The organism is Kocuria sp. KH4, assembly GCF_053711175.1.
Genome location: NZ_JBSJYX010000002.1, coordinates 78,588 through 102,693 on the forward strand (window position 1 = coordinate 78,588; position 24,106 = coordinate 102,693).

General features: G+C 71.4%; 20 protein-coding genes and 1 pseudogene. 7 read left to right on the plus strand and 14 right to left on the minus strand.

Annotated elements, in window-relative coordinates; genetic code table 11:
- Positions 1 to 65 precede the first annotated feature (65 nt).
- The 5 genes from yczE to ACWCOM_RS02510 form a co-directional block, all read right to left on the minus strand.
- Complete coding sequence (yczE, locus tag ACWCOM_RS02490; protein WP_454547155.1) at positions 66 to 704, minus strand: membrane protein YczE; 639 nt, start codon at positions 702 to 704, stop codon at positions 66 to 68.
- Between the two features lie 53 nt (positions 705 to 757).
- Positions 758 to 1,660: an AraC family transcriptional regulator gene (locus ACWCOM_RS02495; RefSeq protein WP_454547156.1), complete on the minus strand. Its 903-nt coding sequence runs from the start codon at positions 1,658 to 1,660 to the stop codon at positions 758 to 760.
- Between the two features lie 2 nt (positions 1,661 to 1,662).
- Positions 1,663 to 2,778, minus strand: coding sequence for an NAD(P)-dependent alcohol dehydrogenase (locus tag ACWCOM_RS02500; protein WP_454547157.1), 1,116 nt, complete (start codon positions 2,776 to 2,778; stop codon positions 1,663 to 1,665).
- A gap of 14 nt (positions 2,779 to 2,792) precedes the next feature.
- Positions 2,793 to 4,073: an MFS transporter gene (locus tag ACWCOM_RS02505; RefSeq protein ID WP_454547158.1), complete on the minus strand. Its 1,281-nt coding sequence runs from the start codon at positions 4,071 to 4,073 to the stop codon at positions 2,793 to 2,795.
- A 452-nt stretch (positions 4,074 to 4,525) separates the two neighbouring features.
- Positions 4,526 to 5,242: an HNH endonuclease family protein gene (locus ACWCOM_RS02510; RefSeq protein ID WP_454547159.1), complete on the minus strand. Its 717-nt coding sequence runs from the start codon at positions 5,240 to 5,242 to the stop codon at positions 4,526 to 4,528.
- Positions 5,243 to 5,539: 297 nt separating this feature from the next.
- On the opposite strand from ACWCOM_RS02510, the gene ACWCOM_RS02515 reads away from it, so the two are divergent.
- Positions 5,540 to 8,719 (plus strand): DUF3427 domain-containing protein, encoded by a 3,180-nt coding sequence (locus ACWCOM_RS02515; RefSeq protein WP_454547160.1) that lies wholly within the window; start codon positions 5,540 to 5,542, stop codon positions 8,717 to 8,719.
- An 18-nt stretch (positions 8,720 to 8,737) separates the two neighbouring features.
- Here ACWCOM_RS02515 and ACWCOM_RS02520 read toward each other — a convergent pair whose 3' ends face one another.
- On the minus strand, positions 8,738 to 9,844 hold the full coding sequence (locus ACWCOM_RS02520) for a zinc-binding dehydrogenase (protein WP_454547161.1): 1,107 nt from the start codon (positions 9,842 to 9,844) through the stop codon (positions 8,738 to 8,740).
- Between the two features lie 214 nt (positions 9,845 to 10,058).
- On the opposite strand from ACWCOM_RS02520, the gene ACWCOM_RS02525 reads away from it, so the two are divergent.
- Positions 10,059 to 10,334, plus strand: a complete 276-nt coding sequence (locus ACWCOM_RS02525) for a GlsB/YeaQ/YmgE family stress response membrane protein (protein ID WP_454547162.1) — start codon at positions 10,059 to 10,061, stop codon at positions 10,332 to 10,334.
- A gap of 4 nt (positions 10,335 to 10,338) precedes the next feature.
- On the opposite strand, the gene ACWCOM_RS02530 is transcribed toward ACWCOM_RS02525, so the two are convergent.
- The 7 genes and pseudogenes from ACWCOM_RS02530 to ACWCOM_RS02560 all read right to left on the minus strand — a co-directional run bounded on the left by ACWCOM_RS02530 (position 10,339) and on the right by ACWCOM_RS02560 (position 16,669).
- Positions 10,339 to 10,716, minus strand: coding sequence for a hypothetical protein (locus ACWCOM_RS02530; protein ID WP_454547163.1), 378 nt, complete (start codon positions 10,714 to 10,716; stop codon positions 10,339 to 10,341).
- 90 nt (positions 10,717 to 10,806) lie between these two features.
- The gene (locus ACWCOM_RS02535; RefSeq protein WP_454547164.1) at positions 10,807 to 11,862 is read right to left on the minus strand and encodes a CPBP family intramembrane glutamic endopeptidase; all 1,056 of its coding nucleotides are present in this window, start codon (positions 11,860 to 11,862) and stop codon (positions 10,807 to 10,809) included.
- A gap of 78 nt (positions 11,863 to 11,940) precedes the next feature.
- A complete protein-coding gene (locus tag ACWCOM_RS02540) occupies positions 11,941 to 12,831 on the minus strand; it encodes a ribokinase (protein WP_454547316.1) in 891 nt (296 codons plus the stop codon).
- 36 nt (positions 12,832 to 12,867) lie between these two features.
- Positions 12,868 to 13,770 (minus strand): annotated as a pseudogene (locus ACWCOM_RS02545) (nucleoside hydrolase); the annotation flags it as partial.
- A gap of 108 nt (positions 13,771 to 13,878) precedes the next feature.
- Entirely contained in the window at positions 13,879 to 14,961 is a 1,083-nt protein-coding gene (locus ACWCOM_RS02550; protein WP_454547165.1) for an aldo/keto reductase, read from the minus strand.
- Positions 14,962 to 15,063: 102 nt separating this feature from the next.
- Positions 15,064 to 15,924: a class II fructose-bisphosphate aldolase gene (locus ACWCOM_RS02555; RefSeq protein ID WP_454547166.1), complete on the minus strand. Its 861-nt coding sequence runs from the start codon at positions 15,922 to 15,924 to the stop codon at positions 15,064 to 15,066.
- A 25-nt stretch (positions 15,925 to 15,949) separates the two neighbouring features.
- Positions 15,950 to 16,669: a FadR/GntR family transcriptional regulator gene (locus ACWCOM_RS02560; RefSeq protein ID WP_454547167.1), complete on the minus strand. Its 720-nt coding sequence runs from the start codon at positions 16,667 to 16,669 to the stop codon at positions 15,950 to 15,952.
- A 207-nt stretch (positions 16,670 to 16,876) separates the two neighbouring features.
- Between ACWCOM_RS02560 and ACWCOM_RS02565 the strand changes: the two genes are divergently transcribed.
- From ACWCOM_RS02565 to ACWCOM_RS02575, 3 genes are read left to right on the plus strand one after another with little or no spacing between them, the layout of a single operon-like run.
- Positions 16,877 to 18,238, plus strand: coding sequence for a GntT/GntP/DsdX family permease (locus ACWCOM_RS02565; protein WP_454547168.1), 1,362 nt, complete (start codon positions 16,877 to 16,879; stop codon positions 18,236 to 18,238).
- A gap of 31 nt (positions 18,239 to 18,269) precedes the next feature.
- On the plus strand, positions 18,270 to 19,676 hold the full coding sequence (locus ACWCOM_RS02570) for a four-carbon acid sugar kinase family protein (protein WP_454547169.1): 1,407 nt from the start codon (positions 18,270 to 18,272) through the stop codon (positions 19,674 to 19,676).
- On the plus strand, positions 19,673 to 20,554 hold the full coding sequence (locus ACWCOM_RS02575; protein ID WP_454547170.1) for an NAD(P)-dependent oxidoreductase: 882 nt from the start codon (positions 19,673 to 19,675) through the stop codon (positions 20,552 to 20,554). The genes ACWCOM_RS02570 and ACWCOM_RS02575 overlap by 4 nt, the downstream gene beginning before the upstream one ends.
- Positions 20,555 to 20,577: 23 nt before the next feature.
- On the opposite strand, the gene ACWCOM_RS02580 is transcribed toward ACWCOM_RS02575, so the two are convergent.
- Positions 20,578 to 21,489 carry a LysR family transcriptional regulator gene (locus ACWCOM_RS02580; RefSeq protein ID WP_454547171.1) on the minus strand — a complete coding sequence of 304 codons (912 nt, stop codon included), beginning with the start codon at positions 21,487 to 21,489 and terminating at the stop codon, positions 20,578 to 20,580.
- Between the two features lie 176 nt (positions 21,490 to 21,665).
- On the opposite strand from ACWCOM_RS02580, the gene ACWCOM_RS02585 reads away from it, so the two are divergent.
- Entirely contained in the window at positions 21,666 to 23,063 is a 1,398-nt protein-coding gene (locus tag ACWCOM_RS02585) for an MFS transporter (protein WP_454547172.1), read from the plus strand.
- 67 nt (positions 23,064 to 23,130) lie between these two features.
- Positions 23,131 to 24,096: a 3-hydroxyisobutyrate dehydrogenase gene (gene mmsB, locus ACWCOM_RS02590; RefSeq protein ID WP_454547173.1), complete on the plus strand. Its 966-nt coding sequence runs from the start codon at positions 23,131 to 23,133 to the stop codon at positions 24,094 to 24,096.
- Positions 24,097 to 24,106 lie beyond the last annotated feature (10 nt).

Consider the following 24,106-nt stretch of genomic DNA (forward strand, 5'->3'; position numbering starts at 1 on the left):
GCGGCTCCGCCCCCAGGACCACGGCACCGGCAGCGGGCTCAGGTCCCGGGTCCCGGGCGGCGACGTCAGCGGTGCAGTTGCACGCTCAACCGGGGCATCAGGACCTGGGCCAGCGGGCCGATGGCCAGCGCGTAGAGCACCGTGGCCACACCCACGGTGCCGCCGAGCAGCCACCCGGCGACCACCACGAGCACCTCGATCGAGGTGCGCACGATCCGCACGGACGCGCCGGTGCGCCGCACCAGGCCGGTCATCAGCCCGTCCCGCGGGCCGGGACCCAGGTGCACGCCGATGTAGGCGGCGGTCGCCACGGCGTTGAGGAGCACCCCGGCGAGCACGAGCAGCACCCGCAGCGGCAGCGACCCGACCGGGGGCAGCACCGCGAGGGTCGCGTCGAGCACCAGCCCGACCACCACCGCGTTGCTGAGGGTGCCGATGCCGGGACGCTCGCGCAGCGGGATCCACAGCAGGAGCAGCAGCACGCTGACCACGACGACGACCGTGCCCATGCTCACCCCGAACTGCCGGGAGAGCCCCTGGTGCAGCACGTCCCACGGGATGACGCCGAGCTCCGCCCGGACGAACAGCGCCATGGTGATGCCGTAGAGCACCAGCCCGGCGTAGAGCTGCACGAGCCGCCGGGGCAGCCGGCGCGGGCCCGGCCGGTCGTTCGAGCGGGCCGGGTTCCGCGGACGCCTGTGCATGCCGACCATCCTCGCACCGGCGGGTCGGTCACGGCGCACCGGGCCGGCCGCGCTCAGACCTCGTCGAGCCGCCGGTACCGGGACGGGGTGGTGCCGGTGGTGGCGCGGAAGTGCCGGTTGAAGTTGGACAGGTTGGTGAAGCCCACCCGGTAGCAGATGTCCGAGACCGGCAAGTCGGTGCCGCGCAGCAACCGGCAGGCCTCGGTGAGGCGCATCCGGGTGACCGTGCGGTTGAAGCCCACGCCGGTGGCCCGGGCGAACAGCCGGGAGAACGCGTCCCGGCTCAGCCCCACGGCCTCGGCCACCTCCGGCACGAGCATCCGCCGGTCCAGGTGCTCGGTGATGTGGCCCAGCGCCCGGTTGAAGATCTCGGCCTCGGCGGCGTCCAGGCGGTAGGAGCCGCCGTGGCTGTCCAGGTAGCGGCGGTCGGCCTCCGGGGACTCGGCGAGGACGCCCAGCAGCTCCGCCACGGCGGCCAGCCGGCGGAGTCCGAACGTCCCGTGCACCGCCTCCAGCGCCGCCGCACCGGCGAGCGCGGTCCGGCCGGTGAACTCGATCCCCCGGGCCGCGACCTCCAGCAGCGGCCGGAGGGCCTCGAGCTCCGGCAGCGTCCCGGCGGCGGCGAAGAACCGCTCCTGGTCGAACTGGAGCACGGCGTCCCGGTGGCGGACCACGGCGTCGTCGTCGCGGTGGGAGATCCAGTTGTGCGGCAGGAAGGAGCCCATGATGCTGAGGTGGCCGGGGCCGAAGGGCCCGGCGTAGTCGCCGGCCATGACCGTCCCGGAGGACTCCCGGATCAGGTGCACCTCCACCTCGGGGTGGTAGTGCCAGCGGGCCAGGGGGTGGGGCCAGTCGTGCTCGTGCCACCGCACGGAGCTCGACGGGTCCGGGATCACCAGCTCCCGGACCGGGGAGGCGGCGTCCTCCGGCGTCGTGCTCCGTGCGGCGGCAGCCACGGTCAGGCCCCGGCCACCCGGATCTGGATCTTCGTGTCGGTGGGCCGGCCCTCGGCGCCGCGCTCGAACGCGGCCACGGCGTCGGCGAACGGATACGTGGCGCTGATCAGGGCGCCCAGGTCCACCGCCGGGGACGCGGCGAGCTCGATGGCCCGCTGATAGGAGTTGGCGTAGCGGAACACGGTCTCGATCCGCAGCTCCCGGGCCTGGGCCGCGGCGACGTCCAGCGGCACCGGGTCCACCGGGATGCCGACCAGGACCACGGTCCCGCCGGGCGCGGGAATTCCCCACAGGTTGCCGAAGACGTGCGGGCTGCCGCTGGCCTCGAAGACCACGTCCGCGCCCCAGCCGCCGGTGGCCTCGCGCACCACCTCGCCGAGGTCCTGGCGGGAGACGTCCACGGGGTGGATGGTCGGATACGCCTCGATCTTGGCGAACTTCTCCGGCGCCACGTCCGAGATGTACACCCGGGACGCCCCGCTCGCGGCGGCCGCGATGGCGGTGAGCACGCCGATGGTGCCGGCGCCCACCACCACGACGACGTCGCCCGGCGCCAGGCCGGCCTTGGTCACCGCGTGCACCGCCACGGCGAAGGGCTCGATCAGGGCGCCCTCCTCCAGGGAGAGCTGCTCGGGAAGCTTGTAGGTGAAGTCGGCGGGGTGGATGATCTCCGGCTGCAGGCAGCCGTCCACCGGGGGCGTGGCCCAGAACTGCACGTCCGGGTCCACGTTGTACATGCCCAGCCGCGCGGCCCGTGAGCGCGGGTTGGGGATGCCCGGCTCCATGCAGACCCGGTCCCCCACGGCCAGGTGGTCCACGCCCTCCCCCACCTCCAGCACCGTGCCGGAGGCCTCGTGGCCGAGGACCATCGGGGCCTCGACGACGTAGGGCCCGATCCGCCCGTGCGTGAAGTAGTGGACGTCGCTGCCGCAGATGCCCACGGTGTGCACGCCGATGCGCACCTCGCCGGGGCCCACCGGGCGCAGGCCGGGAACGGGGCGGACCTGGATCTCGTGCTGGCGTTCGAGGACGACGGCGTCCATGGGGCTCTCCTGGGTGTTCGAGGTCTTCGGTGCGGTGCTCGCAGGGCTCGTGGTGGTGCGTGTCGTGGGGTTCATGGTCTCAGGTCTCCTCAGGCGGCGACGGCAAGGCGCTCGCGGCGCGGCAGCATCCGGCCGGTCGCGGTGGTGATGCCGGGCTGGGGCGGGTGGATGAAGAAGGTGGTGACGGTGCCGAGGAGCATCAGGCCCGCGAAGACCCAGCACACGCCCACCGGGCCGAGGACGGGCAGCAGCAGGGTGGCGATGCCGGGGCCGAGGAACGTGGTCAGCCCGGAGGCGAGGTTGTGCGCGGAGATCGCCGCGCCGCGGTGCTCGGGGGCCAGGGCCGGGAAGATCGCGCCCATCGGGACGAACGCGGTCACCGACAGGGCGAAGAGCACGGCGGCGCCGACCATCAGCGGGAAGCTGGGGCCGAACCACACCGGGACGTAGGCGAAGGCCAGGACCGCGAGGGCCATGCCGCCGAAGCCGAACCAGCGCATCTGCCGCATCCAGCCGTAGCGGTCCCCGAGCCGGCCCCAGACGATGTTGGTGCCGATGGTGATGGTGTTCATGATCGCCCACAGCATCATCCACTCGGGCAGGGAGAACCAGGCCGCGCCGCCGATCTCGCCGGTGGTCAGGTACAGCGGCATCATCATCGGGAACGCGTAGAGCGTGAGGTTGCACAGCACCCGGATGACCACGGAGAGGGCGATCTGCCGGTTCTCCACCAGGATGGTCACGCCGCGCAGCAGCTCGCGGGTGCGCTCCGCGCCGTGCAGCTTCTGCGAGAGGTCGGTCTCGGGCGGGGCGCCGGGCACCAGGACCGCGCACATCAGGGTGCCGGCCGCCACGAAGGGCAGGGACGCCCACAGGGTGGCGTACTCGCCGATGACCGGGACCAGCAGACTGGGCACGTAGGCGCCCATCACGCCGATGCCCAAGGAGAAGGACGCCCAGAACCAGCCCATGGCCGAGGCCAGGCGGCTGGGGTGCACCGACTGCGCGATGAGCACCACGAAGGAGTACATGAACAGCGGGTAGGCGACCCCGCGCAGGCTGTAGATCAGGATGGTGCCGAGCACGCTCTGCAGCCCCACGGTGAGGAACAGGACGTGCAGGACCATCCAGAGGACGCCGCCGAGGACCATGAGGCGCTTGGCGCCGACGACCTCGGCGAGCACGCCGGTGGTCCACGCCGAGACGGCGACCACCAGGCCGTAGACCGTGAAGACGAGACCGGCCTGGGTGGGCGTGAAGCCGCTCTCGACGAGGAAGCGGGACAGGAACGTGAGCTCAAAACCATCACCGGTCATGAAGACGGCGAGGGCGAGATAGCCGAAGAGCAGGCGGCGGGGCATGCCGAACATGCGGGCACTCCTTCGTGGACACCAGGTGGAAGGCACCTGGCGAGCAGAAGAGCGGGCAGCCGGTGCGCGATGCCCTCCACGCTACGGAGGTGTGACGCGGGCCACTAGCCGATTAATCTGGCGCGGACTGATACTTTTGCGCGCCCACAACGAGGGTGCATGATGACGCCAAGGCGCACCGGTCTGGCATCCCATTGCGCTGAACTCCGTGAAGGTTCGCGTCACGCCGAGGATGGGCCACGAACCAACGCTGAGCGTCCTGCCTGGGGGCGGATACCGGCCTCTCGATTCACCTTTTCCGGGCTTCTCTGGCGGTGACGTCCTGATTGCACATCCACTGCGCAGCATGCTCTTGCTTCCAATTCACCACGACGCCCCCGAAAATCCCGTGTGAGCCCCGGGCACCGCAGTGCTCAATCTCTACGGAAAAGCGCTCACCCTTCGATCGGCGATCAGGCTTTTCTGACGGTAAGGGTGACGTTGGTGCAGGAGCCGGCAATCCGGGTCAGTTCTGCCTTTTCCCTGGAGTCGACCTTCAGACCCCAGCGGATCTTCACCGCCACCCACTCCCCCACATAGGCGCAGCGGTGCTTGGGCGGCATCCACTCTTCCGGGCCGCGGGCCTGCTTGGTGGAGTTCAGCTTGGAGGTCTGGGCGCTGAGGGTGCGGTGATCCCCGAGGTCGTTGTAGAACGCCACACGCTTGGTCTTCGTCCAGTTCCTGGCCCCGGAGCCCCAGGCCTCGTGCACGGGGACGGTGTGGTCGATCTGCACGGTAGTGGCCGAGGTGTGGGTTTTTCCGTCCCAGGTGGTGACCCAGCGCCCGCCTTTGACGGTACAGCGCTTGGCGGTGGTGAAGCTGGTCTTCACCTTGGACTCGTTCTGCAGTACCTCGGCCCGGGTGTTCTGGCAGTCGCGATTGGCGTCGTTCCAGTCGCCAAACTGACGGTCCCGGTCATAGCCGGCATTGTTCTCCGCAGCCACCGGAAGGGACTTCACCGCGGTGCGCAACGGGGCGCTGTAGGTACCCGCGGCTTCGGCAGGCATTACACCCCCAGCAAGGAGCAGTCCTGCCGCAACCACCGAGGCGGCGGTCGCCCGGTGCGGGCCACCGGCAGCGGGCAATTTGGAAACGGCAGCGCGGGCACGGGAAAAGAGTCCGAAAAGCATCGGGGGCCTCCAGAATGGGGGGTGAGGCGCCGTCGGGGGCGTCTTCTCATCTTCGCATTACGACTGCAAATGGCGATGGCGTGTCGTCCCATGTGTGATCACACTTATGGGGACATTTCTCCACGGTCCGCCTAGAGCCTCCCCATCCGTGCGTACTGACCACGAACTCGATCTGCAGGATGGCATAGGCGGAAGCACCCCGAGCCATTCCCAGATTCCGCTCGAGCACCGTAGCCGCGACACTCGAAGGCCTGCCCTCGACGGGGCCAGACCATGTACCGCATCTAGGCTGCGCCTATGCGCCCAACACCCTCCACTGCCAACGAGCGACTCTTCCCCGGTTTGTACGAGCATCTCGAGGATGAGCGGCTTACTGAGCACCTAGCGACGTTGGCACCCGGAAGGGTGGCGCTCGATGATGTTGACGATGCGGACAGCCCCCATGTCTTAAGCCGCTACCTGGCGCATCGCATTCACAGGCATTTGCAGTCAGTTCCAGCACGGCATCGCGTCGACGAGGCAAACCGCATTCTGGAACTTCTTGGCCAAGAAGCAGATGAAACATTCTATATTGCCCCAGGTCCTCGCCAATTGATTGCCGTCTCCCAGGAGGCCGGCAAGCCTTTGCAGAGGCCAGCAACGCCTCTGTCAGACGCGGCACTGCTCACCAACACTCCACACGAACCACAGGTGGGCCGGGAAATTGCCAAGGAGCTGGAAAGTGCCGACCGGGTGGATCTTCTGATCGCCTTTGTGAAGTGGTCTGGGCTCCATGTGATGGATAAGGAGCTACAGAATGTGAAGGACCGTGGCGTACCTTTCCGGGTGCTCACCACGGTCTACATGGGGGCCAGCGACGCCAAGGCCATCAACGCATTGGCGCGCAAGTACGGCGCGGAGGTGCGCGTCAGCTACGAAACCCGCAATACGCGCCTGCACGCCAAGGCGTGGATGTTCCACCGCAGGACCGGCTTTAGCACGGCCTATGTCGGCAGCTCGAATCTGTCGCACGCCGCCATGCTGGACGGGCTTGAGTGGAACGTCCGCCTCTCCTCCGTCGCGACGCCGGCGCTCCTCCAGAAGTTTGAGGCGACCTTCGAGAGCTACTGGGCGTCAGAGAGCTTTGAGCCCTACCACCCGGACGATGACGGCGAACGCCTGGCGAGAGCCCTCGCTGAAGGTGGCGGGCGAATGTCTTCGGACGTGTCCATTGCGCACTTGGACGTTCAGCCCTACCCCTATCAAGCGCAAATGCTTCAAGAGCTGGAGGCCGAGCGGGTCATTCACGACCGCCACCAAAATCTCGTGGTTGCCGCGACAGGCACGGGGAAAACCATTCTCGCGGCTTTGGACTATCGCCGACTGCAGGACGGCGCCCTCAACGAGCTTTCGTTGCTCTTCGTGGCCCACCGACGGGAAGTCCTCGAACAGGCGCGTCAGACCTACGCCACGGTGCTGCGCGACGGTGCGTTTGGCGAACTCATGGTCGACGGCCATCAGCCAGTTCGAGGAAAGCACGTCTTCGCGTCGATTCAATCCCTCCACGCCAAGAGCCTGGATCGCTTTGCCCCCGATGCCTTTGACGTGGTGGTCATCGACGAGTTCCACCATGCCGATGCTCCGACCTACCGAAAGATTATTGAGCATTTCTGCCCCCAGGAGCTCCTCGGCCTCACCGCCACACCCGAACGCGGCGATGGCGTCAACGTCGCGGAACGGTTTTTCGAGGGCCGCATTGCCAGCGAACTGCGCTTGTGGGATGCCCTCGACCAGCAGCTGCTCACACCGTTCCACTACTTCGGCGTCTCCGATGGTGTCGACCTGTCATCGCTTCAGTTCCGGAGGGGGCGATACGAGGATAAGGAACTGGATGCCGTCTACACGGGCAATGACGCACGCACCGCCAAGGTGTTGCAGGCTCTCAACGACAAGGTGCTCGATCCGCACCGCATGAAAGCCATCGGCTTTTGCGTTTCTGTCAAACATGCGGAGTACATGGCGCAGAAGTTCACGGCGTCTGGGCTGCCGTCCGCGGCATTGTCGGGTCAGAGTTCCAGCGATGAGCGACGGACCGTGCTCAAGGCGCTGCAGCGTGGAGAACTGCGCGCGGTTTTTGCCGTCGATCTGTTCAACGAGGGTCTGGACATTCCGCAAGTCGACACCATCCTCATGCTGCGACCGACGCAATCCTCCACGTTGTTCCTGCAACAACTGGGACGCGGTCTGCGACTGGCTCCTGATAAGCCGGTACTGACTGTTCTGGACTTCATTGGGTTTCAGCACCGCGAGTTCCGATTCGATTTGAAATACCGTGCCGTGACGGGGTCGAGCCGGACACGCCTGGCCAAGGACCTGGAGGACGGCTTTTCCTTCCTTCCCTCTGGCACGCAGATCGTCTTCGACACGGTCGCCCAGTCCGTGGTGCTCAACAACGTCAAACGCCAGCTACGCCTGACCACGAGGCAGGTGGTCGACGAGATCAAAGACCTGGCGGCGCAGCAGCCAGTGCCCGAGTCGTACAGCCTGCGCCAGTATCTGACGGACTCTCTCTCGGAGGCATCGGACATTTACCGCCGAAGCAAGTTCGACGGTCGGCCGACAACTTGGAACACCCTCCGTCGTGCTGGTGGATTAGTTCCCGATGTTTTGTGGCCGACCGCAGATCGGGAGGGTGAAGTTCTCAGTCTGCTGCAGCGCGCCAAGGCGTTCCTCAGTGTGGACGACCCTGCCCGCCTCCGGTCCTATGAGCTTCTCCTTCAACCGGATGCACCGCCGGTATCCTCTCTGCCGCTCAAGGAGCAGCGAATGGCACGCATGCTCTACTACTCCTTCTGGCCGCAAGGCCCGAAGAGCGGTGGGCCGAACGACCTGGAAAGTGGCCTCCATCTGCTTCGATCGCACGCCATCCTGCGGAACGAGCTGACGCAGCTCATCGATGTCACCAATGACAACGCCCGCAACCTGCCGCGACCGCTGGGTACCGGGTATACCGACATTCCCTTGCAGACCCATGCCCACTACACCCGGGAGGAGCTTCTGGCCGGTTTGGGCATGGGAGAAGAGGGACAGCGCACTCCTGGCACAGTGCGAGAAGGAGTGTCCTGGATCCCGTCATCACGCTGCGAGGCACTCCTCGTCACACTCCACAAGTCGGAGAAGGACTTCTCACCCAACACCATGTACAAGGACTACGCGATCTCTGAGACGCTCTTCCATTGGGAGTCCCAAAACCAGACCACTCCGGAGTCCGCAGCGGGACAGCGATATCAACGCCACACCGCGCAAGACAGCCACATCATGCTGTTTGTCCGCGAATCCCCGACGCAGGAGGCCGGCACCTCGCCATACGTTTTTTTGGGTCCCGTCGACTACGTGTCGCACGAAGGATCCAAACCCATGTCGATTATTTGGAAACTACGCCGCCCGATGCCGTCCCCGACGTTTTCGGTCGCGAGCACGGTAGCGCCCCTCAGTTAGGGTCGCGGACGGCGAGGTTCAGAACTCGATCACCTGCCGCACCGCCCGCCCGGCATCCAGCTCGTCCATCGCCTCGTTGATCTGGTCGAGGGTGATGTGGGAGGTGATCAGCTTCTCCAGGGGCAGCGCGCCGTCGCGCCACATCTGCTCGTACTTGGGGATGTCCACCGCCGGCACGGCGGAGCCGAGATAGCTGCCGATGATCTGGCGGGCCTCGGCGGTGATCTTCAGCGGCTCGATCTGCGACATCGCCCCGGGTGCCGGCAGGCCCACGGTGACGGTCACCCCGCCCACGGCGGTGGCGTTGAACGCGGTCTCGAACGCCCGCGGGTGCCCGGCGGCCTCGATCACCACGCGCGGCTTGTCCGCCAGCGCCACGAGCTCGTCCGGGGTGAGCGCCTCGTTGGCGCCGAACTCCTGGGCCAGCTCCAGCTTCTCGGGCAGCGCGTCCACGGCGATCACCCGGCGGCAGCCCACGGCCTTGGCGACCAGCACCGCGGCGAGACCCACGCCGCCGAGACCGACCACGGCCACGGCGTCGTCGGGGGTGGCTCGCGCCGCGTTGAGCACGGCCCCTCCCCCGGTGAGCACCGCGCAGCCCATGACGGCGGCGATGGGGGCCGGGACGTCCTCGCCCACGGGCACCACGGAGCGGCGGTCCACCACGGCGTGGGTGGCGAACCCGGAGACCCCCAGGTGGTGGTGGACGGTGCCGCGGGCCTCGGAGCTGAGGTGCCGGGAGCCCTCGATCAGGGTGCCGGAGGCGTTGGTCTTCGACCCGACCGTGCACGGCAGCAGCCCCTCCGTCCTGCACGCGGCGCACTCGCCGCAGCGCGGCAGGAACGCCATCACCACGTGCTGGCCCGCCGTAAGGTCGGTGACCTCGGCGCCCACGCGCTCGACGACGCCGGCCGCCTCATGCCCCAGCAGCATCGGCAGGGGCCGCGGCCGGTTGCCGTTGACCACGGAGAGGTCGGAGTGGCACACCCCGGCGGCGGTGATCCGCACGCGCAGCTCGGTGGGCCCGGGCTCGCCGAGCTCGAGCTCCTCGACGCGCAGCGGCTGCGACGCGGCGTACGGGGCGGTGGCCTCCATGGTCTCCAGGACGGCTCCACGAATCTTCACGACGACCTCCGGTGTGGGTGCTGGGCGGTGACGCCGTTCACCGTACCGCCCGGACGTCCGGCGATCGAGGCCGTGCGCCGGACCGTCCCGCCCGGGGGCCCGGCCCGTCCCGGTCCGTGCGGGGAAATCGGCAGTATGCGTAGTATTTAGGGCGCGGCACATCAGAAGAACCCCGTCGCCGCCGGGACCCCCGACCGGAGAAGGAAGACCCCCCATGATCGGATTCATCGTTGCCGGACTCGTCATCGGCGCCCTCGCTCGGCTCGTCAAGCCCGGCAAGCAGCACCTCGGCCTGCTCGCCACGCTGCTGCTGGGCCTGGCCGGCTCGGTGATCGGCGGCGTCATCGCCAGCGCGCTGGGCACCGGCGACATCTTCGAGCTCAACGTCCTGGGCTTCATCGTGGCCGTGATCGCCGCGGTGCTGCTGATCGGCGTGGCCGAGAGCCTGGCCGGGCGCAACAGGGCGGCCCGCAGCAGGGCCGTGCGCTGACCGCTCAGCCGAGCAGCACGGGCAGGAGCAGGCCGACCACCGTGAGGACGGCGCCGGTCCAGAACAGCCACCGCGTCATGCGGTAGGGGGCCGTGAGCGCCCACCGGCGCGGATCGCGGACGCGGTAGTAGACCGTCACCTCGGCCCCCGGGGCGGGGGCCGGCGCCGGCGGGTCCGGCCACGGCTCCTCGTGGATCTCGTAGCGCGTGGTGTGCCAGCGCAGGCAGGACTCCCCGTCCGTGAGCACGTGCAGGGCCTCGGTCCGGTGCCAGCCGAGGTAGAGGCACCGGATGAGCAGGGCCGCCACCAGCAGCGCCGCACCGGTGTTGGTGGCGGCGGCACTGAGCACTTCGAGCAGAGCCGCTCCACGGAGTCCGGTCACGGACCCGAGCCTAGTGACCGGCCGTCCGCGTCGCCGCGCGACGCCCCCGGATTCCCAGGCTTCTCCCGGCCGGTGCGCCGGGCCGCGGCCTCAGGCGGTCGCCGGCGGAGCGGCCCGGTCGGCCAGTCCCCGCCGGCGGGCGAGGACGACCAGGACGGCGGCGAGAGCCGAGATGACCAGCATCGGCACCAGCATGAACGGGCCGCCGGCGCCGGCCGAGCGGTCGATCCCCTCGCTCATCTGTCCCGCGGCGGTGGCCACGAGGAAGAGCATGACGTTGTTCGCCGCGTGCACCAGCGAGGCCGCCTCGAGCCCGCCCGTGGCCTGGCTCAGCAGGGACATCGCGATCCCGAAGACCAGGTAGTAGACGATCAGCCACACGTCGGTGGCGAAGTGCGCCACCGAGAACAGCACCGCGCTCACCAGGGTGCCGAGCACCAGGGACGGGACCGTGCCGGAGACCCAGGAGCCGGCCGCGCGCTGGATCACCCCGCGGAAGATGTACTCCTCGGAGGCCGCCTGCAGGGGCGTGGTCAGCAGGACGACCGCGAGGAAGGCCCACGCGGTCGCATCCAGGGAGAGCGAGCCCGGCACCTCCGCGAGGGTCACCAGCCCCACGTAGACCACGAACAGCGGCACTACGACCAGGGCGGCCCGCCCGCACCAGCCCCAGCGGAAGCGGCCCAGCACCGAGTGCAGGGTGCCCACCGGCTGCCGGTGCAGGAACCGGTGGAGGAGCAGGGCGACGACGGCCGAGAGCACCAGCGTGAGATTGCTGGCCAGCAGCAGCACCGGCGTCATGGTGATCCGACCGCTCGCCAGGTCGTCCATCGTGGTGGCGCCCAGGACGAGGTCGATCCCCATGGCGCCGAGGGTCAGCACGAGCGAGAACAGCAGCACCGCCGCGCAGAGCACCAGGATGCTGGTGAGGCCCTTCCACCAGCGGTTGCGGGGCGTGCGGTAGAACTCCGCGTAGGTGACCGGCGCCGTCGTCGAGATCCCGAACTGCGGGACCGCGCCGCCGGGGCGGCCCGGGTACGGAGCCGCGGGCCACCCCGCGGGCGGGCCGGGAGGCCGGACGCCCGCGGGCGCGGCAGGGGCACCGGGCTGCCAGGGCGCCGGTCGCCGTGGAGGCTGGGAGGTCATGCCCCCAGCGTAGTTCTCGGCACCGACCCCGGACCCCTGGAACTTCGGGACGCCGGGGCCGGCCGGTGCCGCGGACGGTTAGGCAGGACCGGCGGCCGGGGAGGGCAGGTAGTGCTCCAGCGGGGAGAACGCCGGCTGCGAGGAGGCGTCGCCGACGGCGTGGGCGCCCACCGCGTTGGCGGCGCGCAGGGCCGTCCCGTGGTCGAGCCCGGCGGCGAGGGCCAGCACCAGGGCGGCGCAGAAGGCGTCGCCGGCGCCGACCGTGCTGACCACGGCGACCTCGTGGGCGGGGGCGGAGGCGACTCGCCGCCCGTGCGCGTAGAGGGCCGAGCCGCGGGCGCCGTAGGTCACCGCGACGAGCTTCGCGTCGGCCAGTGCGGGGATGCGGGCGTACTCGGTCTCGTTCACGATCACGAGGTCGCACCGCTCCACGAGCTCGGCCGGGAGGGGCCGGGCCGGGGCGGCGTTGAGGGCGAAGAAGCCCGGGGTGCGCCGGGCGGTCTCGAGCACGGCGTCGAGCTCGATCTCCAGCTGGCAGAGCACCACGTCCTCCGGCGCGAGGGTCACGCCCTCGAGGGACACCTCGGCGTTGGCCCCGGCGCAGACGGTGATCTGGTTCTCCCCGTGGCGGTCCACGGTGATGAGGGCGGTGCCGGTCGGCGCCGCCACCCGGCGCACGCCGGTGGTGTCGACGCCGGCGGCCGCCATGCTGCGCAGCAGGGCGCCGCCGTCCGGGTCGTCGCCGACGGCCCCGACCATCCGGGCGCGGCCGGCGAGCCGGGCGGCGGCCACGGCCTGGTTGGCGCCCTTGCCGCCCGGCTGCCGCTGCAGGTCCGCGGCGGCGACGGTCTCCCCGGGCGCGGGCAGCCGCTCGCACACGGCCGTGAGGTCGAGGTTGATGCTGCCCACCACGGTGAGCGCGGCCCGCGCGGGATCCGCGGCCGGGCCGAGCCGGCGGAGCGTGTCCAGCAGGTGCGGCGCGAAGTCCTCGGCCAGCTCGAGCACCACGCGGCACCGGGCGCCGGCGGGGGCGGGATAGCCGGCGAAGCGCCCGCGCAGGTCGCAGATCGTCTGGCCGCGTCCCGGCCCGTCGGTGGTGTCGACCTGGACCGCCGCCCGCGGCGCGAGGGACGGTTCCACGGTGCCGGCCGCCAGCGCCGCGGCCAGGGGGTCGTGCAGGGCGGACAGGGGCCGGCCGTAGACCCCGGTGTAGAAGCCGGCGTAGCGCTCGAGCATCGCGGCGAGCGCGGACAGCGCGGGGTGGTCGACGGCGGCGAGCTGCTGCCGCTGGTCCTCGTCCAGGCGGTGGTCCATGGTGACGTCCAGCGGCACCAGGGTCACCTCCCACGCGGCGGCGAGCACCTCGGCGGCGGCCTCGGGGTCGTGCGAGATGTTGGCCTCGGCGACCGGCGTGCGGTTGCCGGGGACCAGGGCGGCGCCGCCCATGACGGTGACGCCGGCCACGAGCCCGGGCAGCTCGGGGTCCCGCCGCAGGGCGCGGGCGAGGTTGGTCAGCGGACCGGTGGCCAGCACGTGCAGCTCGCCCGGGTGCTCGTGGGCCAGCCGGCTCAGCATCGCGTCCGCCGCCTCGGCCACCGGGTCCGCGGACGCCCGCGGCAGCTCCACGTCCCCGGCGCCGTTGCCGCCGTGCACCGCCGGGCTGCCACCGCCGAACCGGCCCCGGAGGGCGTCCCGGGCGCCGACCGCCACCGGGATCTCGGAGCGGCCCAGCAGGGCCAGCAGGTCCACCGTGTTGCGGGCCGCGGTCCCGGCGTCGGTGTTGCCGCTGACGGTGCCGATGCCCCGCAGCTCGACCGAGGGGGTGGCCAGCAGATAGGCCAGGGCGACGGCGTCGTCGATGCCGGTGTCGCAGTCCAGATAGAGGAGCCGGGCGGCCGGGTCGGTCATCGCTCTCACCTTCGGGTCGGTCGGGACGGGGGGCCTCGCAGCACTCCGGTCAGCGTACGCGGAGGGCCCCGCCGGCGGCGCCGGATGCCAGGGGGTCCTCCGCGGTGACTACGCCTGGGCCGGGTCCTCGCCGAGGACGTGGCCGCGCTGCTCGGCGTAGAACTCCGCCTCCGCGGGCTCGGGGCGGTCCTGGCCGTTGAGCAGCCGGTGCCACAGCGGGTAGTAGGCGGGCAGCTGGGACGCGGCCGTGATCCGGTCCCGGGCCTCCTGCGGCAGCGTCAGCTCGGCGGCGTCGAGGTCCTCCTGCAGGTGCTCGAACCGCCGGGCGGCGATCACGGTGCCGTCGATGCCCGGGCGGCCCAGGATCCAGGAGATCACCACCTGGGGGATCGTCCAGCCCAGCTCCCGGGCGATCCCGTCGAAGAGCTCGATGAGGTCGTAGGCGCGGTCCCGGTCCACCACGTGGGGCTCCGGCCAGCCGGTGCCCTGGCGGGTGTCGGACGGGGTCTCGGCGCCGCGGCGGACCTTCCCGTTGAGCAGGCCCTCCCCCAGCGGGCTCCAGCCGAAGGTCGCCAGCCCGAGGTCGCGGGCGGCCGGGACGATCTCGTACTCGATCTCCCGGGCCTCGGGGGTGTAGTAGGCCTGGTGGGCGACCGGGCCCTCCAGCCCGGCCAGGCGCGCCTCGTAGACCGTCTTGGCCAGCTGCCAGCCGTTGTAGTTCGAAACACCCCAGTAGCGGATCTTCCCGGCCCGGATCAGCTCGTTGGCGGTGGCGATGGTCTCGGTGATCGGGGTCTGCCCGTCCCACTGGTGCAGGTAGAGCAGGTCCAGGTGATCGGTCCGCAGCCGCTTCAGGCTGTCCTCGACGGCCCGGGTCACGTGGATGCGGCTCGCGCCGCCGTCGTTGGGGCCGTCCCCGGTGGGGGTGCGGGCCTTGGAGGTGAGGACGACGTCGTCCCGCCTGCCGCCCAGCACCTGGCCGAGCACCCGCTCGGCGTCCCCGCCGGAGTACAGGTTGGCGGTGTCGATGAAGTTCACGCCGCGGTCGAGGGCCTCGTCGATCTGCCGGCGGGCCTCGTCCGGGCCCAGCCCCGCGATCTTCTCGAACCCTCCGCCGGAGCCGAAGGGGATGGTGCCCAGGGCCAGCCGGGAGACGGACAGGCCGGAACTGCCGAGTCGGGTGTATTCCATGGAAGGACTCCTCTGCTCGTGGTGCGGTGGTGGAGCGGATGCCCCGGGCGGCCGGCGGACCGGGCGCGCGGGGCACGGTATGCGGCAACGACGGACCGGGGCTCAGGAATTCCTGGAGCGCGCCTCGGCGGTGGTCAGCCGGTGGGCCAGCGTGGTGAACTCGCCCACCGCCTCGGTCCAGTCCCCCAGCAGCGCCCACAGGTCCAGACCCTGGCACCGGCGCTGCTCCACCCGGTCCGTCAGGGCGGCGAGGACGGCCGAGCGCAGCTCGGTGTTGATGTTGATCTTGCCGATGCCCGCCAGCGGCGCGCGGACCAGCATGGTCTCGGGGATCCCGGAGGCGCCGTGCAGCACGAGCGGGGTCCGCTCGGCGACCTCGCAGATCTGCTCCAGGCGGCTCCAGTGCAGCCGCGGGGTGCCCCGGTAGTGCCCGTGCACGTTGCCCACGGCCACGGCCAGCAGGTCCGCCCCGGACCGGGCCAGGAACCCGGGGACCTCCCCGGGATCGGTCATGCCCCCGGCCTCGGAGACCCGGGCCGTGTCCTCGTCCCCGGGCAGGCTGCCGAGCTCCGCCTCGACCACCACGCCGGGGCCCACGAGCTCCCGGGCCCGGGCGACGAACGCGGCGTTCTCGGCGGCGGGCAGGGCGGAGCCGTCGGCCAGGACGGCGTCGGCGCCGGCCGCCACCGCGTGCTCGACCAGGTCCAGGTCCACGGCGTGGTCGAGCTGGACGCACACCGGGGTGGCGGCGTCGTCGGCCAGCCCGCGCAGCGCGGTGATGAGGCGGCGCCCGCCGGTCCCGGCGGCGGCCTTCGGGGGGACCAGGAGGATCACGGGGCGGTCCGCGCGCTCGCTGGCCTCCACCACGGCCCGGGCGGTGGTGAAGTCGTAGGTGCTCAGCGCCGGCACGGCGGTGCGGGCGGCGAGGGCGGAGGTGACGACGTCGAGCAGGTGGGCGCGCATGGGCACGGTCCTTCGGGATCTGCGGTCAGCGGTCGGCCGGGGACGCGTCCCCGAGCACGTAGGTCTTGAGGTCGGCGAGCGTCTGCTGCATGTGCTCGTCCATGGCCTGCCGGGCCCGGGCGGGGTCGGCGGAGGCCAGGGCGGTGACGATCTTGCGGTGCTCGGCGATGGCGTGGGCCTGGATCTGCGGCACCCGGGAGGTCTGGGCCCGCCGCTCCGTGAGCACGCGGTGCAGGGGCTCGAACAGCACGGCGACGAACACGTTGCCCGAGGCCTGCAGGATGCGTTCGTGGAAGCGCAGGTCGGCGGTCACGAAGGCCGCCACGTCCCGGGCCCGGTGGGCGTCCTCCATGGCGTCGGCGTCCCCGGCCAGCCCGGCCAGCTCCTCGGCGGAGAGCCGCCCGGCGGCCAGCTCGCAGGCGCCGGTCTCCAGGAAGCGGCGCAGCTCGATCAGCTGCACGGCCGCCGCCGCGTCGTCCTGCGCCGCCGAGACCGCCCGGATCACGGCGTCGAGGGACGCCCACCGGGACACGGGGTTCACGAACGTGCCCCGCCCGCGCTCCACGCGCAGGATGCGCTGGGCGGCCAGCGTCTTGATCGCCTCCCGCACCGTCATGCGGCTGACCTGGTGCTCCGCGCTCAGGTCGATCTCGCCGGGCACCACCGCGCCGGGCGGGAGGTCCCCCGCGATGATCCGGTCGAGGAGGGCGTCGGCGACCTGGTCGACCAGGGACGGGCGGGCCATGGTGCTCCTTCTCGGGGCGGGGGGACGGCTGACAGCGGCGCCGGTGCACGCTCCCGCCTCTGTACAGAAAGCGTAGCAACCGCCCCGCGGCGGAGGTCCGGCCTTCCGCCGGGAGTAGGATCGGGCGTTGACGACGTGGCGCAGCTCACATAAGATGTCTGACATCTTACAGGTCGGCCTGCGGGCCCGGAGCTCACCGAGGAACTCATGACCACCACCACACTCGTCCTGCTGGGACTGGCCGCCGTCGTGGTCATCCTGGGCCTGATCATCAAGGGCAAGGTGCACCCCTTCCTCGCCCTGATGATCGCCGCCGCCGGGCTCGCCCTGGCCGCCGGCATCCCGCTCGCCGAGGTCGTCCCCACGCTGACCACCGGCATGGGCAACACCCTGGGCAGCGTCGCCCTCATCGTCACCCTCGGCGCCATGCTGGGCCGCATCATCGAGGTCTCCGGCGGGGCCGACGTCCTGGCCCGCTGGCTGCTCGACAAGTTCGGGGAGAAGCGCGCCCCCTTCGCCCTGGGCGCGACCGGCTTCATCTTCGGCATCCCGGTGTTCGTGGACGTCGGGCTGATCGTGCTCATCCCGATCGTCTTCGGCGTGGCCCGCCGGCTCGGCGGCAACATGCTCGCCTACGCCCTGCCCATCGTGATCGCCATGCTGACCGTGCACGTCATCGTGCCGCCGCACCCGGGCATCGTGGGCGGCTCCGAGCTGCTGGGCGCCGACATCGGCCTCGTGCTGCTGCTGTCCTTCGTCCCGGCGATCCCGATGTGGCTGTTCGGCCACTGGCTGGCCATGCGGCTGGCCCGCACCGCCCACGTGGAGATCTCGCAGGACGACGTCCTGCAGAGCGTCGGCGGCACCGGCCACACCGGCGTGGTCAAGACCAAGGCGCCCAGCACCGGCCTGGTGCTGGCGATGATCGCCCTGCCGCTGCTGCTGATCATGCTGCAGACCACCAGCGCGCTGGTGCTGCCCGAGGACAACGGGATCCGCACCGTGCTCTCCATGGTCGGCGCGTCCCCGATGGCCCTGCTCATCGGCGTGATCACCGCCTCGGTCCTGCTGGGCTACCGCCGCGGCTGGGGCCGCGAGGAGACCGAGCACGTCATCAACTCCGCGCTGCCGCCGGTGGCCGCGGTCATCCTCATCACCGGCGCCGGCGGCATGTTCGGCTACGTGCTGCGGGAGACGGGCGTCTCCGAGGCTGTGGCGGAGGTCCTCGGCGGGACCGGGCTGCCCGTCATCGTGCTGGCCTACCTCATGGCCGCCCTCATCCGGGCGGCGCAGGGCTCGGCCACCGTCGCGATCCTCACCACCGCGCCGCTGATCGCGCCCCTGGCCGCGGCGCAGAGCCTCTCCCCCGTCCAGATGGCCATGCTCGCGCTGTCCATCGGCGTGGGCTCCATGGCCCTGAGCCACGTCAACGACTCCCTCTTCTGGGTCTGGAGCCGCTACTTCCGGGTCCCGACCGGGACCGCCCTGCGGACGTACTCCGTGCTGTGCACGGCCACGTCCGTGGTCGGGTTCCTGGTGGTCTCCGCCATGTGGCTCGTCCTCTCCTGACCACCCCGACGCCCCGCAAGGAGTCCTCCGCATGACCACCCCGCGCACGCTGCTCGTGCTCGACGACGACCCCACCGGGTCCCAGTGCGTCCACGACGTCGACGTCGTCCTCGAGCTCGACCCCGCCCCCGTCCTCGACGTCGTCCGGCACCCCGGGCGCACCTGCTTCGTGCTCACCAACAGCCGCGCCCGCCCGGAGGCCGAGGCCGTGGCGCTCAACACCGGGCTCGTCGCGGCGGTGCTGCGGGAGCTCGCCGCCGAGGGGCGGCCCCTGCCCCACCTGGTCTCCCGCAGCGACTCGACCCTGCGCGGGCACGTCGTCGCCGAGCCCACCGCCCTGGCGGACGTGCTCGCCCAGCACGGGGTGGCGGTCGACGGCTTCCTCTTCGCCCCGGCCATGATCGAGGCCGGCCGCTACACCGAGCACGACGTCCACTACGCCGTCCTGCAGGGGAAGCCGATGCCCGTGGGCGAGACCGACTTCGCCGCCGACGCCACCTTCGGCTACTCCTCCTCCGACCTCAAGGACTTCCTCGTGGAGCGCTCCGGCGGGGCGATCGAGCGGGACGCGATCCTGTCCGTCGGCCTGGAGGACATCCGCACCGGCGGCACGGAGGCGGTCGCGGACATCCTGCGCCGGGCCCGGGACCGGGCCTGGGTGGTGGTCAACGCCACGGACTACGCCGACCTGGACACGGTGGCGCGGGCCCTCGCCGTGCTCGAGGCCGAGGGCCGCACGTTCGTCACCCGCTGCGGGCCGTCCTTCGTGCGCCCGCTCGCCGGTCTCACGGACTCGCGGGTGCTCGGGCCCGAGGACATCACGGTGGGTCCCGGGCGGCTGCCCCACGGGCTCGTGGCGGTCGGCTCCCACGTGGGGCTGACCAACCGCCAGCTGGCCGAGCTGCGCGCCCGGCGGGACCTCGCCGAGGTGGAGCTGGACGTGCCCACCCTGCTCGACGACGCCGCCCGGGACGCCCACGTGGCCGCCGCGGTCGCGCGCGTCGTCGAGGCGCTGGCGAGCCGCGACGCGGTGGTGTGGACCAGCCGCGAGCTCGTGCGCACGGAGGACCCCGACGAGTCGCTGGCCATCGCCCGCTCCGTCTCGGACGCCCTCGTGGAGGTGGTGCACGGCGTGGCCCGGTCCCGTCCGGCGTGGGTCGTGGCCAAGGGCGGGATCACCTCCCACGAGGTCGCCCACCGGGGCCTCGGCATCCGCCGGGCGAGCGTGACCGGCCAGTTCTTCCCCGGCCAGATCTCCCTGTTCCAGCCCACCGACGCCCCCGCCGCCACCCGGGGCGGGCCCTACGTGGTCTTCCCCGGCAACGTGGGCGGGGAGTCCGCCCTCGCCGACGTGGTGGACGTCCTCGACCGGGCCGCCGAGCGCGCCCGGGCCACCGCACAACCCCGCACCTCTGCATCCCAGGAGAACCCGTCATGAGCACTCCCCTGTCCGTCGGCTTCCTCGGCCTCGGCGCCATGGGCGCCCCCATGGCCCTCACCCTGGCCCGTGCCGGCTTCCCCGTCCGCGGCTTCGACGTCTCGCCCCGCGCCCAGGAGCACGTGGGCGACGCCGTGGCGCTGCTGGCCGACCCCCGCGAGGCGGCGGCCGGCGCGGACGTCGTCGTCGTCATGGTCGCCACCGGCGCCCAGCTGCACGACGTCCTGTTCGGCGAGCGCGGCATCGCCGGCTCCCTGACCCCGGAGACGGTGCTGCTCGTGATGGCGACCGTGGGGCCCCAGGCCGTGGAGGCCTGCGCGCAGGGCCTCGAGGCCCGCGGGGTGCGGCGGGTCGTGGACGCCCCGGTGTCCGGCGGGACGGCGCGGGCCGCCACCGGCGACCTGCTCGTGATGGTCGGCGGCGCCGAGGAGGACGTGGCCGCGGTCCGGCCGCTGCTGGACGCGATGGCCGCCAACGCGCCCGTGGTCGGACCCCGGGTGGGCGACGGGCAGCGCTTCAAGGTGGTCAACCAGCTGCTGTGCGGCGTGCACATCGCCGTGGCGGGCGAGGCCCTGGCGCTGGCCGACTCCATGGGCCTGGACCCGGCGCAGTGCCTGGAGGTGCTCTCCACCGGGGCCGCCACGTCCTTCATGTTCGAGGACCGCGGCCCGCGGATGCTGCAGGGCGACCAGGCGGAGGTCCGCTCCGCCCTGGACATCTTCGTCAAGGACATGGGCCTGGTCACCGACGCCGCCCGGGCGGTCGAGCAGCCGGTGCCGCTGGCCTCGGCGGCCGAGCAGCTCTACGTGCGCGGCCGCCGCGAGGGCCACGGCCGGCACGACGACTCCTCGGTCTACGACATCCTCCGCTCCCGGTAGCCTCCCGTCCGCCCCCGGGCCGGTCAGGCCCGGGGGCCCGGGGCGGCGACGAGCTCCTCGCGCAGCTCCGCCACCGCCGCCCGGACCGCGGTCATCACGGCCTGCACGGCCGGGCGGCGCAGCAGGTCCGCCCGGGAGACCACCCAGTACTCCACCGGGAACCACAGCTCCTCCGGGAAGAGCCGCACCAGCTCCGGGACGCGCTCGGCGAGGTAGCAGGGCAGCAGCCCGATCCCGGCGCCGGCCCGGGTGAGCTCCACGTGCACCACCGAGGAGGTGGCGCCCACGCCCTGGCGCATCCGCGGGAACCGCCGGCGCGGGATGTCGAGCTCCGCGACGTCCTGCATGGAGTCCACGAAGTAGACCAGCGGGTGGTCCTGCACCTGCTCGGGGGTGCGCAGCGGCGGGTGGGCGGCCAGGTAGTCCCGCGCCGCGTAGACGCCCAGGGAGTAGTCGGCCAGGTGGAAGGCCTCCTTGCGGGAGACCTCCGGACGCCCGACGACCACCTCCAGGTCGATGCCCACCGGGTTCGTCTGCGCCCGCCGGGCGGCGTTGATCATCTCCAGCCGCACCCCGGGGTGCTCCTGCACGACGTGCCGCATGGCCGCGCCCATGACCACGCCCCCGAAGCCGTCCGGGGCCAGCGCCCGCACCACGCCGCTGACCGAGTGGCCGCGCCCGCCCTGCCCCAGGGGCAGGGCGTCCACGGCGTGCTCGATCTCCTCGCCGGCGGCCACGAACTTCCGGCCCAGCTCGCTGGGCTCCCACATGTCCCCGGAGCGCACGAGCAGCCGGGCGCCCACGGCCCGCTCGAGCCCGGCCACCCGCCGGGACACGGTGGTGTGACTGAGCCCGAGCTCCGCCGCAGCACCCGTGTAGGAGCCGTGGCGGACCACGGCGAGCAGCAGCAGGAGGTCGTCGGCGCCGTGTGACAAGGGGCTTCTCCTCCGGGGCGGCGCACAGCGCCGGGAACTGCGCACATCTGGATGTCATGTGCATTTTTGCACAGGTACTGCGAGCGCATGGTCATTGTGAAGCGCACCACAGATCCGCACACTGTAGGCAAACAATGTGACCACCGTCACCGTTCACCCAGCAGCAGGAGCATCCCATGAGCACTGAGGACAGGGTCGCCGCCTCGGCGGACCCGAACGACTCGCCGGAGAACCGGGGCGGGCTGAAGAAGGTCGTGGCGGCCTCCATGGCCGGCACGGTCGTGGAGTGGTACGAGTTCTTCCTCTTCGCCACGGCCTCCACGCTGGTCTTCGGCCAGCTGTTCTTCGTGGACACCGGCAACCCGCTGGACGGCATCCTCAAGGCGTTCCTGATCTACGCCGTCGGCTTCATCGCCCGCCCGCTGGGCGGCATCGTCTTCGGCCACTTCGGCGACAAGTACGGCCGCAAGCACCTGCTGCAGATCTCGATCGTCATGGTCGGCGCCGCCACCTTCCTCATGGGCTGCCTGCCCGGCTACGACCAGGTCGGCTACTGGGCCGCGGCCATGCTGGTGGTGCTGCGCTTCGTGCAGGGCTTCGCGGTGGGCGGCGAGTGGGGCGGGGCCGTGCTGCTCGTGGCCGAGCACTCCCCCAACAAGGAGCGCGGCTTCTGGTCCAGCTTCCCGCAGGCCGCCGTGCCGCTGGGCAACCTGCTGGCCACCGTCGTGCTGCTCACCCTCTCCTTCACCCTCTCCGAGGAGGCGTTCCTGGCCTGGGGCTGGCGCGTGGGCTTCTGGCTCTCGATCGTCATCGTGGCCATCGGCTACTACATCCGCACCCACGTGACCGACGCCGCGATCTTCAAGGAGGCCCAGCAGGAGGTCCTCGAGAAGAAGTCCGCCGCCTACGGCGTGGGCGAGGTCTTCCGCCGCTACCCCCGCGGCGTCTTCGGCGCCATGGGCCTGCGCTTCGCGGAGAACATCCTCTACTACGTGGTGGTGACCTTCTCGATCACCTACCTCTCCACCCAGCGGGACGTGGACACCAGCCGGATCCTGCTGCTGCTGCTGATCGCCCACGTGATCCACGCGATCTGCGTGCCGATCGTGGGCCGCTTCACCGACCGGGTGGGCCGGCGCCCGATGTACGCCGCCGGCGCCGCGCTGGGCGCCGTCTGGGCCTTCGTCGCGTTCCCGATGTTCGACACCGACAACAGCGTCGTCATCCTCGCGGCCATCACCCTGGGCCTGATGATCCACGCGCTCATGTACGCCGGGCAGCCGGCGATCATGGCCGAGATGTTCCCCACCCGGATGCGCTACTCCGGCGTCTCCCTGGGCTACCAGGTGACCTCGATCGTGGCCGGCTCGCTGGCCCCGATCATCGCGACCGCCCTGCTGCGCGAGTTCGACTCGTGGGTGCCGATCGCCGTCTACATCGCCGCGGCCTGCCTCGTCACCCTGATCGCGGTGGCGACGCTGCGCGAGACCAAGGGCATCTCCCTCCAGGACGTCGACGCCGAGGACCGGCGCCGGCTCTCCGAGGAGAAGGCCGCCCGGGACCGGATCTCCTGATCCCCGCCGACCCGCACCGCCCGCGCCCAGCGGCGGACCGGTTCCCCGGTCCGCCGCTGGGCGCGCTGTGCACGACCCCCGCCGTTCACGACCTCACCGAAGGGAACACACGATGACCACCATCACCTGGATCGGCCTCGGCCACATGGGCAACCCGATGTCCGCGAACCTCGTCCGGGCGGGCCACGAGGTCCGCGGCCACGACGTCAGCGCCGCCGCCATGGCCGCCGCCCGGGACCGGGGCGTGCAGACGTTCGACAGCATGGCGGAGGCCCTCGAGGGGGCGGAGGTCGTGTTCACGATGCTGCCCAAGGGCGAGCACGCCCGGGCGGTCTACCTCGGGGACACGGGCGTGATCGCGCTCGCGCCGAAGGACGCGCTGCTCGTGGACAGCTCCACGATCGACGTGGAGACCGCGCTGGAGCTGCACCGGGCCGCCCGGGAGGCCGGCTTCCGCTTCGTGGACGCGCCGGTCTCCGGGGGGATCAGCGGCGCCGCCGCCGGCACCCTGACGTTCATGGTCGGCGGGGAGGCCGACGACGTCGCGGCCGCCTCCGCCTGCATCGAGCCGATGGCGCGCAAGATCGTGGCCACGGGCGAGGCCGGCACCGGCCAGTCCGCCAAGATCGTCAACAACATGATGCTGTTCATCTGCCTCGAGGCCTGCGCCGAGGGCTCCGTGCTCGCCGACCGGCTCGGCCTGGACCCGAAGGTGTTCTGGGACATCGCCTCGGTGTCCTCCGGCAACTCCTGGGCTCTGCAGACCTGGTACCCGGTGCCCGGCCTCGTGGACTCCGCCGCGGCCAACAACAACTTCGAGGCGACCTTCAGCGCGGCCCTCGCCGCCAAGGACGCCGGCCTGGCCCTGATGGCCGGCGAGCAGACCGGCGTGCGGCTGCCCGCCGCGGAGCTCGTGGCCGAGCGGCTGCAGCAGCTTATCGACGAGGGCTACGGGGACAAGGACTGCTCCCTCATCACCAAGTACGCCGCCCCGGACGGGAAGATCCCGGGCTGGGACCCGGAGAAGGCCTGAGCGACGACCA